We start from the raw sequence: 14823 nt of genomic DNA on the forward strand, positions 1-14823 counted from the left end.
TATTTTTAGAATCAATTAAAAATCAAAGAAAGTTACTTCACCGGTTTCTAATGAATATTCTGCACCTACGACTTTCAGCTGCCCCTGCTCAATCAGGTTTTCTAACACTGCTGAACCATGACGTAGCTGATTGACTGAGGCAAACACATTAGAACGAACCGCATGTTTCGACAGCTTGGCCAAATCATTTTTCAGTTCAGTCTGCATCAGCGTTTCTACGGACGGGCGAACACGGTTCACAATTGACATCAGATTGGCAGATGGTGGACAGTCCGGGCACATCAAGGTATCAATGGTGGCCTGAATCGCGCCACAGTGACTATGGCCCAAAACCACAACCACGGCGCAGTCATAACGCTCTGCCGCAAATTCAACACTGCCGACCTGAGATGGCGCAACAATATTCCCTGCCACACGAATCACAAACAGATCGCCGAGTCCCTGATCAAAAACCATTTCTGCAGGTACACGTGAATCAGAACAACCGAGCACAATCGCAAAAGGATTCTGGTCTTCGGCCATCTCTGCACGTTGATGGTGGGTTAGTTGTTTCGGATGATTGGTATTGCCCGAAACAAAACGTTGGTTTCCTTGTTTAAGACGTTCTAAAGCCTCTTGAGCTGTGAGCATTCTTGTTACCACCAGTTTTTGAATTTTCAGCATTTTAATCCTCTGCTGGGGCAAAGTCACTTGCAAAAAAAATAGCTGATCAATTTTTATAAGATAAATTTTTTCAAATTTTCCTAAAGTAATTGCGATTTACATCACACTTCAAAAGCAGCACACCAACCCGGTCAAAAAACAGCTAGGTGACATTTTCTGCAAAGCCCTTACAATAACCAGAAACAGCATTTTCAATTCGACTTAAGGCGAAAATTTACACAATTCAAACAAGCCAAGCCGACGCCTATTTAAAAAATATTCTTGGGGATATCGTCAATGAAGCAGGATTCTTCGCGATTTTTGTCTTGGCCACGACTGGCAGTCCTGGCACTGGCACTGTCTGCGCCTCTGCTCAGCTCTGCCGCCAAACTCTCGCCTGAACAGCAGGTGGTGCAGCATTATTATCAGACTGAACGCCAGGCGGCGGGTCTGGTCTCGAAAAGCTTGAAAATTGGCAATATTACCTGGCGCTATAATGAAGGCGGCGATGTTAATCGGCCAACCATTTTGCTGTTACATGGCTTTGCCGGACACCGCGACAACTGGAACCGGGTGGCCAAATTTCTCACCCCGTCCTATCATGTGATTATCCCCGATTTACCCAATACCGGTGAAACCCAGAGTTCGGGCAATTTCGACCTGTCTGTACCAAGCATGAGCGCACAATTGCGTCAGCTGGTAGAAACCTTGAATATTGCCGACAAGCTAAATATTGCCGGGCACTCATTGGGTGGCTCTGTGGCAACGGTCTATGCAGCCCAATATCCGTTTGATACCCAAAGCCTGTTCCTGCTGAACAGTGCCGGTATTTATAAACACTCCAATACGCCTTATACCAAAGATCCGCTGTTACTGAAAAATCTGGTGGTCACCGCGCCGGGCGATTTAGACCATATTGCGCATCAGCTGATGCAAAACCCGCCGAAAGTGCCAGAGCAGTTTAAATCTGCCCAGGAAAAACTGTTAATTTCACGGGCCAGTCAATCCTTAAAATTTATTGACCAGATGGTCACCCTGAACCGGATTTATACCCCGGACAGCTTTGCCCGTCTCACCCGCAATATTGAAGCACCGACCCTGATTCTCTGGGGCAAGCACGATAAAATTATTAATGTTGAAGTGGCCAAAGAATTACAGGGTCTGTTTAAACGCGCAGAAACCCCGGTCATTTTAAATAATGTCGGTCATGTGCCAATGCTGGAAGCCGAACAGCAGGTGGTACAACATTATTTACCCTTCCTGGCCAAAACACAGAACCTAAAAAACCCGCTAGCTGATAAACTGATTCCTTTAAATTAAGTTCCAGAGATTGTATGCAGCAAAACCCGATGCTTGAGCAGTTGATTGAAGCTCATCTTGACTTTTTAGCACATGAGTTTTCTCAGCCTGAAACCGTACAGCAGGAATTTCTGCATTTTTATCACTGGTTCCGCAAGCAGCATCTGAAAGATCTCTGGAGCTGCGAACAGCTGAATGACCTGCTGCAAAAACAGATTCTGGACACGCCGGCCAGCGCCTTTCTGATTGAACAGATTGCAGAACACATCCGCTTTGCCCTGGTGCATCCGGTGAATGACAGCGCCAAAATTGCCGATGTCATTCCGGTACTGACCATTGATAAAATTGCCCAGTATGTGGCCAGCAAAAGTGGTCATCGTCAGCGTCTGATTAAAACCGTAGTAAGCAATCCGGCCTTTTCTGCAATGATCAGCCAGTTAATCCAGCACTCGATTCAGGATTATCTGGACAATTCACTGATTGCCAAAAGCGTGCCTGGTGTATCGCGTTTTATGAAAATGGGTAAATCGGTACTGGAAACAGTGACCGATTCCAGTTTAGACAGTGCAGTCAGCGCCTATTTGCAAAAGAATATCTTAAAGCTTAGCCAGATGAGTGAATCGGTCCTGAACCAGCATTTTGATGATGACAAGCTCTATCATCTGCAGGCCAATATCTGGCACAAGATTAAAGACCTGCCTTTGTCGGTCTTAAAAAACTATATTGAAGTACAGGATCTGCCACAGACTGTGGCGCTGGGTCATGAAATCTGGGACTTTATGCGCCAGAGTGATTATTTAAAACAGCAGCTACATGATGGGGTACACGCCTGGTATGTACGTAATCAGGAACGCACTTTTGACCTGTTATTGCGTGATCTGAATATTGATGAAGCCCTGATTCAGCAAGAATTACAGCAGCTGTTAAACCCCGTGATTCAGCAGATGCTGTCGCAGCAGTATTTACGGGAACGTGCGCGGCTCTATCTAGAAAAGTTTTATTATTCCGAGCCGGCACAGAAAATTCTGGACACCCGTACCTAAGCCTCAAAAAAAGCCGCAATTGCGGCTTTTTCTTGCTTGATCATTGAAACGTAGATGTTTAGCCGTTGATGATTAGAACTTGGCCATCAGGCTAATGCCATAACGGCGGCCATCTAGAAGCTGATCACCATCACGGTCTTCAGCTTTTTCATCCAGCAGGTTATACACGCCAAATTTACCACTGATATTTGGGGTAAATTTATAGTTCAGACCCACATCTAAAAACTCATAACCCGGATTTGGCTGGGCAACAGAAGTCCGGCTTAAATAGGCAGATGTTTCTGAACGATAATGCAGGCGTGACCAGACATTCAAGGCATCATTAATTTCATGATCGACCGTAATATTCAGCATATGCTCTGGCATCTGGTTTACAGGCTGGCCTTTGAACTCACCTGTCTTAAATTCGGAATCGGTAAAGGTATAGTTGGCCATGAGCGTGGTGTAATCACTCAGGCTGGCTTCCAGAGTCGCTTCCACACCTTTTAACTCGGCTTCATCGACATTAATCCGTTCACTGATGAAATAAAACGGTGTATCGCCTTCAAAACATTTCCACTCCTGCCAGTTATCCCGGTTGGTCGAGCTGCCATCGGTATCGGTTTCGCAGGCACGCACTTCGGTAATCCGGTCTTTATACTGAGTGACATAAGCGGTTAAGGACGCCTTGACCCTGTCATTTTGCCAGTTCACGCCCAGCTCTGAAGACAGACTCGATTCCGGGTCTAGGTCCGGATTGGCGCGAATAATGCCGCGTCCGGTGGCTAACGGTGAACCACCACCGCCGGTGACACTATAAAAGCCTTCCGTGGCAGCACGAATATCCGGCTGTTTATAACCGGTTGATACCCCACCTTTCACGGTCCATTGGTCATTCAGGCTATACACGCCATATAAGCGCGGCGAAACATGGCCACTGTAGTTTTCATCATGGTCATAGCGCAGCCCGGCGGTTAAATCGAAACGGTCACTCAAATGCCAGGTATCTTCCAGAAAGGCCGCGGCCGACCAGCGGGTTAATTCACTAAACTCCGGTGCATTCGGATTACGGTTGGTGGCCTTGTCGGTAAGTTTCTCGTCTTTATAATGCGCACCAAAAGACAGTGTATGATTGCCCAGCAACCAGTTCCACTGGTTATTAAAGGTCCAGGTATCCAGTTCAATGCCTTTGGTGCCCAACTGGGTATTACCACGATCGGGGTTTTTAGAATTTTCATACTGCAGATAGGTGGTACTATCAAGCTGATCGCTATAACGGCCATGATGGGTTAAGGCATAAACATGACGATAATTACGTGAACTGGAATCGGCGGCATTGTTGGCCGGTGCAACCGTTTTACCCACCGTGGTTTCCGATTCCTGCTGGACAAAATTGGCTTCCAGTTGCAGATCATGATTGTCATTGAGTATATAACTCAAGCGGCTATTCAGGCTTTCCCGTTCAGTCCCGCGAAAACCGCCAACATAGGCATCTTCTTCACGTTTTTGCTTATTCAGCGACAGCTGTAAACCAAGCTTGTTCTCTAGTAATGGACCCGCCAGATAGACCGAGCCATTTTGAATATCACCGGCATTGCCCTGATCCTGAATGACACTGCCCAGTTCGACACTGCCCGACCAGCGGTCACTGACTTTCTTGGTAATAATATTCACCACCCCGCCCATCGCATCTGTTCCATACAGTGTTGAGGCCGGCCCACGAATAATTTCAATTCGCTCAATCGCGGAGACCGGCGGCAAAATATTTTTCTCAAAACCGGCATCATCGCCATTTGGATTGACATCACGGCCGTATTGACGTTTGCCATCGACCAGAAACAAGGTGTAATTCGAGCTCATACCGCGAATGCTGATGGTTTGTGCCGAGCCAGAACCGGACACCACCACGCCGGGAGTATGTCTAAGTACATCTGTAATATCATTATATTCACGCTTTTCCAGCTCTTCCCGATCAATCACGGTAATGGACGCCGGCGCCTTGGACAGGTCCTGTTCATAGCCGGTAGCGGTTACCACAATGGTATTTAACTGGGTCGCATCTGCAGTGCTATTGTCTGGATTTGCTTGAGCAAGGCTGCTCATCACGGCAAGGACCGCAAAAGATAATGCTGACTGGTTCAGAGTTTTATTCATCAGGTTATCCCAATTTAATTAAGGAGAAATTCTGTGTATTTCGTTGCGCATTGTAACAATCTTGACTGATAATTCAATTAATACTGATAATTATTATCATTATTATATTTATTTAAGACAGTAAAAAGCCTCCACGATGGGAGGCTCATTTGTTGAAGTGAAACTTATTTATTATTTAAAATAAGCACCTTCGGCCTGGCTGTGGTCAGTCTGGTCTACCACACGCATTAATTCAGGCACATGCTGTTTTAATGTGGTTTCCACACCCTGTTTCAGCGTGACATCAATCGCTGAACAGCCCTGACAACCGCCACCGAATTTCAGGATCGCGGTTAAACCGTGTTCCGGATCTTCAACCACTTCCACCAAGGCACAGTTACCGCCGTGACCGGCAAGGCCCGGGTTAATTTCAGACTGTAATACGTAAGTAATACGCTCTTCGATTGAGGCATCCGGACCCACGCGTGGCACTTTCGAGTTAGGCGCACGGAAGGTCAGCTGGCCCCCAAAACGGTCTTTGTTGTAATCAATAACCGCATCCAGTAAATATGGAATAGACGGGGTGTCGATATAGGCCGGAAAATCCGGATAATCCTGCTTATAATCTGTTGGTACGACTTCTTCTGGCGCACTATAAGCCATACAACACTCAGCACGCGGCGTTCCAGGATTCTCAACAAAAACACGCACACCAATCCCCGGTGTATTTTGCTTTGCCAATAAATCTTTTAAATACTCTTGAGCATTTGGGGTGATCAATAAGTTTGGAATCTCTTCTGCAACTGCAGTGCTGTGGTTCTCAGTCGACATAACAATATTTCCTCATGCTGAAGTTGCCATTTTAACTGAAGATGCGGGGGAATTAAAAAAATTCAACTAAAATTGTCGGAATTATCCTATGAAAGTTCTGTTTCATTTGTTTTTTAATGGCATTATGATCAGGAAACCCGAAAAGAAGAACATCTGTTTATGTTAGATTTACCGTTTAATCATACTGTTACGCTGATTGTGATTACAGCGATTATCTCCTTTATTGCTTTTTCCAAAGAAAAAGTCATGAACCGGCTGATTTTCTGGCCACCGGCGTTGGAACGGGGTCAATATGACCGCTTCATTACCCACGGTTTTGTCCATGCCGATGGTACCCACTTGCTGTTTAACATGATTACCCTGTTTTTCTTCGGCAGCATTATTGAAAGCTTTTACCGTCAGTATCTGTATGATCTGGGCTTTGTACTGTTTTATTTAGGCGGTCTGATTGCCGCAATTTTACCGAGTTATCTGAAACACAAAAATGATCATCGCTGGGCCAGTCTAGGCGCTTCCGGTGCGGTGTCTGCAGTACTGTTTGCCTATATCCTGTTTGAACCATGGAAACTGATTTTCGTGTTCTTTATTCCGGTTCCGGCTATTATTTTTGCGGTGCTGTATGTGGCCTATAGCATCTGGTCGGGTAAACGTGGCAATTCCAATATTAACCACAGCGCGCATTTGTGGGGAGCAGCCTATGGGGTGATTATCACCATCATGATTGAGCCGCGTTTAATTCCACATTTCCTGAATAAACTTAGCCAGCTTCCGTTCTAAATTTGAGCAATCTGAAGCGCCTGCGGTATATTTTGACAACGCATAACTACAAATTAACACAGTATGCCGCAGCGGTTGGCGTCTAAAATTACTCGAATAATAACGAAGATGGAAGATGAGAGATGAAAAAGTTATTTCTGATTGCCGGCTGTTTACTGAGCTTGAGTGCCTGTGCCGTCCATACCCCAGAAGGCCGTTTGGTGATTGATCCTGACTCACGTATTTATGGCCATCCAGGAGATTTCTGCCCACCAGGTCAGGCCAAAAAAGGCCGCTGCTAAGCCCATTTGCCCATTTAGCCTCCAGAACGGAGGCTTTTTACTGCGCCCTCATAAACTGCAATTTCATTGGATAATTCATACAATTTTGGTAGTTAATGCCACCCCATCTCGCAATTTGGCATAGATAATGTATACATCTGTATATTAATTTGCTTTCAAGCTGCGAGTTTTTGCATGTCCACATTAGACGGCCTACAATTTCCACATTTCGAAAACCAGAAACCCAGTACTTCACGCACAGGACGTGCGATTATTGCCGAGGCACTGGCCGGTGTTGCACCGCAACTGTCCCAGCAAACCCTGTCTGAAAAAAACTGGCGCAAACAGTATCCCAAATATTTTAAGGCGCTGGTCGAATACGGCATTCAGACCTGCCAGAACCCGATTCAAATTGCTGAACAGGGCCTGAATAAAGCACATGGCAGTTTCGAGTTTTATCGACATGGTCAAAAACATCTGCTGAAAGATGTGATGAGCCTCGATGCCCAGCCTTTGCACACAGTTAAAATCCAGGGCCAAAGCACGGCAGCACCAGAGTGGTATGTGCCGTATCAGGGACAGAAACTGCAAGGTCAGGCACTGCTTGAGCAAATCCAGCGCTGGGAAGATGGCGGGATTATTGAACACAGTCATGCTCAAGCTTTACGTGCAGCAGTGGCTCATCCAGAATGGTTCGATTTATCAGACCGTACCATGGTGCTGTTTGGTGCTGCTTCTGAAGCTGGCCCCCTGACCTGGCTATCGAAATGGAAAGCCAATATTGTCGCGGTCGATTTACCCAATGCCCGGGTCTGGAACAAAATTCTAGAAACCGTGCAACAGGGTAATGCCACCCTGTATGCACCAGCGACTGAAGCGGTAGATGAAAACAGCACGACTGAGCTATTAAAAGAGCAGCTTGGCGCCAATTTACTGACTCAAACTCCTGAAATTGCCCAGTGGCTAACCCAGTTTGAACAGCAGCTGGATTTGGCTGCAATTGCCTATTTAGATGGTGAAAAACACGTGCGTGTGGCCATGGCGATGGATGCGATTATGCAGGCCGTCAGCGCGCAAAAAGCCGAGACCAGCCTGATGTTTATGTGCACCCCAACCGATGTCTATGCAGTGCCTGCCGATGTGATTCAGGCCTCAAAAGACAAGTATCAGCAACGCTCGAAAGCCCAGCAACTGCTGACCCGTGGGGTTTCAACGGTCACGGCGCAACATTTCTTCCAGAAAAACCTGCATGATCTGGTGCATTCAGACAATGGACAGGATTACGGGATTGCCGACTGTCTGGTGGTGGAACAAGGACCGAACTATGCGCTGGCCAAACGTATTCAGCAATGGCGCGCCACCCTCGCCCGTCATCAGGGACAACGCGTCAGCATTAATATTGCACCATCAACCACGACCTATTCGGTGACTAAAAATCCATTATTAAAAGCGGCATTTAATGGTGCCAGCCTGTTTGATGTAGAAGCTTTTGCGCCAGAAACCACCAATGCGATTATGGCCGCGCTCTGGATTCATGACCTGCGTAATCCACAGTCGGGGGCCAATCCGGAAGTGACTCTGAACCATCCTTTAGAGTTGATGATGGAAGGGGCCAACCATGGCGGTTTATGGCGTGTCGCATATTTGGCCCGTACTGCCCTGCCTTTTGCAGCCTTATATGGTTTTGCTACCGAGAAGCTGCCTAAAGGCTTACTGGCCAAGTTAAAGAAATAAGAGATTTTAATCTCTCTTCGATCGTTCTCTCTCTCTCTTGTGTAGCGGTGCTACGTATCCAAAACGGAGAGGGAGATTTTTTTAGAGACCTGCTGTCTACCTGAAAGATAAAAGAGTGGATAGGTTCATTAAAGAAAGAGAAGCTTTGATATTGCTTAGGCTATTTCCTTACCCCCAGCCCTCCCCCCTTGAGAGAATGCATTGTAGATTTGCTGTCTATCTAAAAAATAAAGGACGTCACGACTTAGCATTTGGATCATCTGTTTCATCTACAGATATAAAAAAACGCTGCCCAGGCAGCGTTTTTTATTGCGGATGAACCGGCTTAGAATACTTTCAGGAATAACCAGAACAGGCCACCCGATAAACAGATGGTTGCAGGCAAGGTGAAAATCCACGCCGATAGAATGGTTTTAACCATCTGGAAATTCAGGCCAGATTTATTCGCCACCATGGTCCCGGCCACCGCACTGTTCAAGACATGCGTGGTCGATACCGGCATACCAAAGCCATCTGCTGCAGCAATGGTCGACATCGCCACCAGCTCGGCTGACATACCCTGACCATAAGTCATGTGCTGTTTACCAATCCGTTCACCCACGGTGACCACAATACGCTTCCAGCCGACCATGGTTCCTAAGCCCAGTGCCAGTGCCACCGCAACTTTAACCCAGGTTGGAATATATTGCAGGAAGGAATCGAGATGGTCACGGTAATCATCGACCACTTTTTCCTGTTCCTTGCTCATGGCAGGTAAAGCTTCCGCTTTATCCAGACGCTTGAATGACGTGGTGCTGAGGTACATATCATTACGCAATGCTGCCACTTCTGCTTCCGGAATATTTTTCAAATCGCCGTATTGACCCACACGCTCACCTAAATGATCAGTCAAACTGGCCAAAGCCGGTACCACTTCCGGGATGATTTCCTTGGTCTGGATGTACTTGGTGATTACTTCACGGGCCTGCGCATCCGGAATATCGGTATGGTTGGCATAAATTGCAGACGCGGTTTGCGTCGACAATTGCTGGAAAGACTGAATATGCTGGTTGTCCAGTTCCTTATTCAAGGAATAAGCCAATGGCACAATCCCAATCAGGATCAGCATGATTAAGCCCATGCCTTTCTGACCGTCATTAGAACCGTGGGCAAAGCTCACCCCAGTACAGGTAAAGATCAGGATGGCACGGATTAATGGTGGTGGCGGTTTGTTGCCTTCAGGCGGCTGGAACAGTTCCAGCTGACGTTTGAAAATCTTTTTCACCAGCAGGAACAGTACGGCAGCAAAGGCAAAACCAATTAATGGCGAGAACAGTAAAGCCTTACCGACTTTCATCACCTGTTCCATATCCACGCCGGATGCACCAGCGCCCGCATTGAGGATGTAGTTCATAATTCCCACACCCAGAATGGAACCAATTAAGGTATGCGAACTTGAAGCCGGAATACCGAGGAACCAGGTGCCTAAGTTCCAGAGAATGGCCGCAATCAGCATGGCAAAGACCATGGCAAAACCTGCGCCTGAGCCAACATTCATGATCAGCTCGACCGGTAGTAAGGCAATAATACCGTAGGCTACGGCACCACTGGCGACCATCACCCCAAGGAAGTTACAGAAACCGGCCCACATTACCGCAACTGGTGCAGACAAGGCATTGGTATAAATGACCGTAGCCACCGCGTTGGCGGTGTCATGGAAACCGTTAACAAATTCAAAGCCCAGCGCAATAAATAAAGCGGTGGCCAGCAGAATTACCGAATACAGGCTAAGCGCCGGAACATGCGATAAATCTGCCGATAATTGAAAGCCAATATAAATAAGCGTTGAAATAATAAGCGTTAGAAACACCGGCATAAAGAATTTCGGTGTTGGCACATGAACATTGGTCGACTTTTTCGGAGCCGACTGGTGTGCTGAATCTACGGGAGTTTGATTAGAATTCATGCAAGCAGGAAAAGAGGATACAAAATCCCCTTATTGTTCAGTTAAATTGTGACAATTATATGACAAAAGCAGGTCAAATAAAGTAATTTTTCTACTTTATTTGCCACAATTTCCTGATAATTTTATAGACAAAAAATCAAACTATTTAAAATAAATCAAAAACTTATAAACCACCATCTCATCTTCATCCGGTTTTCTGTCACTGCTGTCATCTTTCATGAGCCTGAAATATTACAAGTACAGCAAAACCCGGCCCATTTTTAGACTCTCTCATACTGCCATAGCTATATGACAATTTTATGAATCCTTACAATGATTTATTTATAACGATGTGTATATTTTCAAAATAAGCCCATGAAAACGTATACTTTTTCAGCAAAGATGCCACAAAGTTCCGTTCCATCCCATCAATTACGGAAAAAAGCAGTCGAACTCTGCTAAAATATTGCGCATTTCTGATTCATCAAAACAAGGGTTTTTTATGTCCACGCTTGCTACCCTGAAAGAACTTCTTGCCAAAAGAATTTTAATTATCGATGGTGCCATGGGTACCATGATCCAACGCCATAAATTGGAAGAAGCCGATTATCGTGGTGAGCGTTTTGCTGACTGGGCCTATGACCTGAAAGGCAACAATGACCTGCTGGTACTGACCCAGCCGCAGATTATTCAAGGCATTCATGAAGCCTACCTAGATGCCGGCGCCGATATTATTGAAACCAACAGCTTTAACGGCACACGTGTTTCCATGGCGGATTACCACATGGAAACGCTGGTTCCGGAAATTAACCGTGAAGCTGCGCGTCTGGCCAAAGCTGCCTGTGAAAAATATTCAACACCGGAAAAACCACGTTTTGTGGCGGGTGTCTTGGGGCCAACCTCACGCACCTGTTCAATTTCACCAAACGTGAATGATCCGGCATTTCGTAATATCACTTTTGATGAACTCAAAGAAAACTATATTGAAGCTGCGCACGCCCTGATTGAAGGCGGTGCCGATATTCTGCTGATTGAAACCGTTTTCGATACCCTGAACTGTAAAGCGGCAATTTTTGCGGTAAAAGAAGTCTTTAAACAGCTGGGCCGCGAATTACCGCTGATGATTTCCGGCACCATCACCGATGCCTCAGGCCGTACCTTAACCGGCCAGACTGCCGAAGCGTTCTGGAACTCGGTGCGTCATGGTGATTTACTCTCTATTGGCTTTAACTGTGCCTTAGGTGCAGATGCCATGCGTCCACACGTAAAAACCGTATCCGATGTGGCCGATGTCTTTGTTTCTGCACACCCGAATGCCGGCTTGCCAAATGCCTTTGGCGGTTATGATGAAACCCCGGAACAAACTGCTGCCTTCTTAAAAGAATTTGCCGAAAGCGGTCTAATTAATATTACCGGTGGTTGCTGTGGTACCACGCCGGATCATATCCGTGCCATTGCACAAGCCGTTGAAGGTATTGCACCACGTCAACTGCCAGAAATTGAACCTGCCTGCCGTTTAAGTGGTTTAGAACCATTTAACATCACCAAAGATTCCTTGTTCGTGAACGTCGGTGAGCGGACCAACGTGACCGGTTCGAAAAAATTCCTGCGTCTGATTCGTGAAGAAAACTTTGCCGAAGCGCTGGATGTGGCCCGTCAACAGGTTGAAAGCGGTGCACAGGTCATCGACATCAACATGGATGAAGGCATGCTCGATTCACAGGGCGCGATGGTGCACTTCCTGAATCTGGTGGCCTCTGAGCCGGACATTTCTCGTGTGCCAATCATGATTGACTCATCTAAATGGGAAATTATTGAAGCCGGTCTGAAATGTGTACAAGGTAAAGCCGTCGTCAACTCGATTTCCCTGAAAGAAGGTTATGACGAGTTTGTCGAAAAAGCGCGTCTATGCCGTCAGTATGGTGCTGCCGTGATTGTGATGGCCTTTGATGAAAATGGCCAGGCCGATACTGCTGCACGTAAAAAAGAAATCTGTAAACGTTCTTATGATGTGCTGGTCAATGACGTGGGCTTCCCGGCTGAAGATATTATCTTTGACCCGAACGTGTTTGCGGTTGCAACCGGTATTGAAGAACACAACAACTATGCGGTAGATTTCATTGAAGCGACGGGCTGGATTAAACAGAATCTGCCACATGCCATGATTTCTGGCGGTATTTCTAACGTGTCGTTCTCTTTCCGTGGTAATGAGCCAGTTCGTGAAGCAATTCATGCCGTGTTCCTGTACTATGCGATTAAACAGGGCCTGACCATGGGTATTGTAAACGCTGGTCAGCTAGCCATTTATGATGATATTGACCCGGAACTGAAAGATGCGGTTGAGAACGTGATTCTGAACCAGAATCAGGGTACCAGCGGTCAGGATGCTACGGAAAAACTGCTGGAAGTCGCGGAAAAATATCGCGGTCAGTCGGGCGTTAAAAAAGAAGAAGAAAACCTGGAATGGCGTAACCAGCCGGTGGAAAAACGTCTGGAATATGCGCTGGTCAAAGGAATTACCACCTTTATTAATGAAGACACCGAAGAAGCCCGCTTAAAAGCCAAACGTCCGCTAGATGTGATTGAAGGTCCACTCATGGACGGTATGAACGTGGTCGGCGATCTGTTTGGTGCCGGTAAAATGTTCCTGCCGCAAGTGGTGAAATCGGCCCGTGTGATGAAACAGGCGGTGGCCTGGTTAAACCCGTACATCGAAGCAGAAAAAACTGTGGGCGAGTCCAAAGGTAAAGTGCTGATGGCCACAGTAAAAGGCGATGTCCACGATATTGGTAAAAACATTGTTGGTGTGGTCTTGGGCTGTAACGGCTATGACATTATTGACCTGGGCGTGATGGTACCGGCAGAGAAAATCCTGCAAACTGCGATTGATGAAAAAGTCGATATTATTGGCCTGTCGGGTCTGATCACCCCATCTTTGGATGAAATGGTCTTTGTGGCCAAAGAAATGCAGCGTAAAGGCTTCAATATTCCATTGATGATTGGCGGTGCGACCACCTCGAAAGCGCATACGGCTGTGAAAATTGATCCACAATATTCCAATGATGCGGTGATTTATGTGGCTGATGCTTCACGTGCTGTTGGTGTGGCAACCACCCTGCTGTCACAAGACATGAAACCAGCCTTTGTAGCAGACACTCGTGCTGAATATGCCAAAGTACGTGAGCGGATTGCCAACAAGCAGCCTAAAGCGGCGAAACTGTCTTATGCAGAATCAATTGAAAACGGCCTGAAAATTGACTTTAAAGCCAATACACCGGTAAAACCAAACTTTATTGGTACCCAGACCCTGACCAACTATCCGCTGGAAACACTGGTTGAATATTTTGACTGGACGCCATTCTTTATTTCATGGAGTCTGGCCGGTAAATTCCCAGCCATCCTGACCGATGAAGTGGTGGGTGAAGCAGCGACCGATTTATACAATCAGGCGCAGGCGATGCTGAAAGATATTATCGACAATAAACGCTTTGATGCGCGCGCGGTATTTGGCCTGTATCCGGCCAACCGTTCCGGTGCAGATTCAGTCGAAGTGTATGATGCAACAGGTACGCATGTCACGCATACTTTCCAGCACGTTCGTCAGCAGTCAGACAAAGTCACTGGCAAACCGAACCTGTCACTGGCCGATTTTGTCGCGCCAAAAGGTGAAGCGGAAGACTATTTAGGTGGCTTTACCGTGTCGATCTTTGGTGCAGAAGAAATGGCCAATGAGTACAAAGCCAAAGGCGATGACTACAATGCCATTCTGGTACAGTCTTTAGGTGACCGTTTTGCCGAAGCCTTTGCCGAGCATTTGCATGAACGTATCCGTAAAGAGTTCTGGGGCTATCAGGCCAATGAACAACTGTCAAATGAAGAGCTGATTAAAGAGAAGTATGTCGGGATTCGTCCTGCACCGGGCTACCCTGCTTGCCCAGAGCACTCTGAAAAAGCGCCTTTATTTGACTGGTTAGGCTCAACTGACAAGATTGGTACGCAACTGACCAGCAGCTTTGCGATGTGGCCACCTTCATCAGTCAGTGGTTTCTACTATGCCAACCCTGAAAGCCAGTACTTTAACGTGGGTAAAATCGCAGGCGACCAGCTTGAAGATTATGCGCAGCGTAAAGGTTGGACACTGGATGAAGCGAAACGTTGGTTAGCGCCAAATTTGGATGATTCGATTTCTTAAGAATCTCTC

Annotated in this window: 10 protein-coding genes; 6 read left to right on the forward strand and 4 right to left on the reverse strand. The window is 46.6% G+C overall.

What is annotated here, in order from left to right; all coding sequences use genetic code 11:
* Window positions 1-15 precede the first annotated feature (15 nt).
* Window positions 16-630: a carbonic anhydrase gene (locus GA693_RS07875; RefSeq protein ID WP_034598190.1), complete on the reverse strand. Its 615-nt coding sequence runs from the start codon at window positions 628-630 to the stop codon at window positions 16-18.
* 309 nt (window positions 631-939) lie between these two features.
* On the opposite strand from GA693_RS07875, the gene GA693_RS07880 reads away from it, so the two are divergent.
* Window positions 940-1962, forward strand: a complete 1023-nt coding sequence (locus GA693_RS07880; protein WP_005179410.1) for an alpha/beta fold hydrolase — start codon at window positions 940-942, stop codon at window positions 1960-1962.
* Between the two features lie 14 nt (window positions 1963-1976).
* Window positions 1977-2984, forward strand: coding sequence for a hypothetical protein (locus GA693_RS07885; protein ID WP_104513534.1), 1008 nt, complete (start codon window positions 1977-1979; stop codon window positions 2982-2984).
* A gap of 72 nt (window positions 2985-3056) precedes the next feature.
* Here the strand turns inward: GA693_RS07885 and GA693_RS07890 are convergent, their stop codons facing one another.
* Together GA693_RS07890 and nfuA are read right to left on the reverse strand one after the other, a co-directional pair.
* Window positions 3057-5117: a TonB-dependent receptor domain-containing protein gene (locus GA693_RS07890; RefSeq protein WP_160241113.1), complete on the reverse strand. Its 2061-nt coding sequence runs from the start codon at window positions 5115-5117 to the stop codon at window positions 3057-3059.
* 171 nt (window positions 5118-5288) lie between these two features.
* Entirely contained in the window at window positions 5289-5927 is a 639-nt protein-coding gene (gene nfuA / locus GA693_RS07895; RefSeq protein ID WP_005179419.1) for a Fe-S biogenesis protein NfuA, read from the reverse strand.
* Between the two features lie 159 nt (window positions 5928-6086).
* Here nfuA and GA693_RS07900 point away from each other — a divergent pair, with 159 nt between their 5' ends.
* The 3 genes from GA693_RS07900 to GA693_RS07910 all read left to right on the forward strand — a co-directional run bounded on the left by GA693_RS07900 (window position 6087) and on the right by GA693_RS07910 (window position 8698).
* Window positions 6087-6704 (forward strand): rhomboid family intramembrane serine protease, encoded by a 618-nt coding sequence (locus GA693_RS07900; protein WP_005179422.1) that lies wholly within the window; start codon window positions 6087-6089, stop codon window positions 6702-6704.
* 122 nt (window positions 6705-6826) lie between these two features.
* Complete coding sequence (locus tag GA693_RS07905; RefSeq protein ID WP_005179424.1) at window positions 6827-6985, forward strand: putative periplasmic lipoprotein; 159 nt, start codon at window positions 6827-6829, stop codon at window positions 6983-6985.
* 174 nt (window positions 6986-7159) lie between these two features.
* Complete coding sequence (locus GA693_RS07910) at window positions 7160-8698, forward strand: hypothetical protein (protein ID WP_160241112.1); 1539 nt, start codon at window positions 7160-7162, stop codon at window positions 8696-8698.
* Window positions 8699-9023: 325 nt separating this feature from the next.
* Here GA693_RS07910 and GA693_RS07915 read toward each other — a convergent pair whose 3' ends face one another.
* Window positions 9024-10643 carry an inorganic phosphate transporter gene (locus tag GA693_RS07915; RefSeq protein ID WP_160241111.1) on the reverse strand — a complete coding sequence of 540 codons (1620 nt, stop codon included), beginning with the start codon at window positions 10641-10643 and terminating at the stop codon, window positions 9024-9026.
* A 481-nt stretch (window positions 10644-11124) separates the two neighbouring features.
* Here GA693_RS07915 and metH point away from each other — a divergent pair, with 481 nt between their 5' ends.
* Window positions 11125-14814 carry a methionine synthase gene (metH, locus tag GA693_RS07920; RefSeq protein WP_104487315.1) on the forward strand — a complete coding sequence of 1230 codons (3690 nt, stop codon included), beginning with the start codon at window positions 11125-11127 and terminating at the stop codon, window positions 14812-14814.
* Window positions 14815-14823 lie beyond the last annotated feature (9 nt).

Source organism: Acinetobacter indicus (assembly GCF_009914475.1).
Lineage (GTDB): Bacteria > Pseudomonadota > Gammaproteobacteria > Pseudomonadales > Moraxellaceae > Acinetobacter > Acinetobacter indicus.

Coding starts and splice junctions, on each gene's coding strand:
- GA693_RS07875 (WP_034598190.1), bottom strand. CDS start 630: ATGCTCACAGCTCAAGAGGCTTTAGAACGTCTTAAACAAGGAAACCAA.
- GA693_RS07880 (WP_005179410.1), top strand. CDS start 940: ATGAAGCAGGATTCTTCGCGATTTTTGTCTTGGCCACGACTGGCAGTC.
- nfuA (WP_005179419.1), bottom strand. CDS start 5,927: ATGTCGACTGAGAACCACAGCACTGCAGTTGCAGAAGAGATTCCAAAC.
- GA693_RS07900 (WP_005179422.1), top strand. CDS start 6,087: ATGTTAGATTTACCGTTTAATCATACTGTTACGCTGATTGTGATTACA.
- GA693_RS07915 (WP_160241111.1), bottom strand. CDS start 10,643: ATGAATTCTAATCAAACTCCCGTAGATTCAGCACACCAGTCGGCTCCG.
- GA693_RS07890 (WP_160241113.1), bottom strand. CDS start 5,117: ATGAATAAAACTCTGAACCAGTCAGCATTATCTTTTGCGGTCCTTGCC.
- GA693_RS07910 (WP_160241112.1), top strand. CDS start 7,160: ATGTCCACATTAGACGGCCTACAATTTCCACATTTCGAAAACCAGAAA.
- GA693_RS07885 (WP_104513534.1), top strand. CDS start 1,977: ATGCAGCAAAACCCGATGCTTGAGCAGTTGATTGAAGCTCATCTTGAC.
- metH (WP_104487315.1), top strand. CDS start 11,125: ATGTCCACGCTTGCTACCCTGAAAGAACTTCTTGCCAAAAGAATTTTA.
- GA693_RS07905 (WP_005179424.1), top strand. CDS start 6,827: ATGAAAAAGTTATTTCTGATTGCCGGCTGTTTACTGAGCTTGAGTGCC.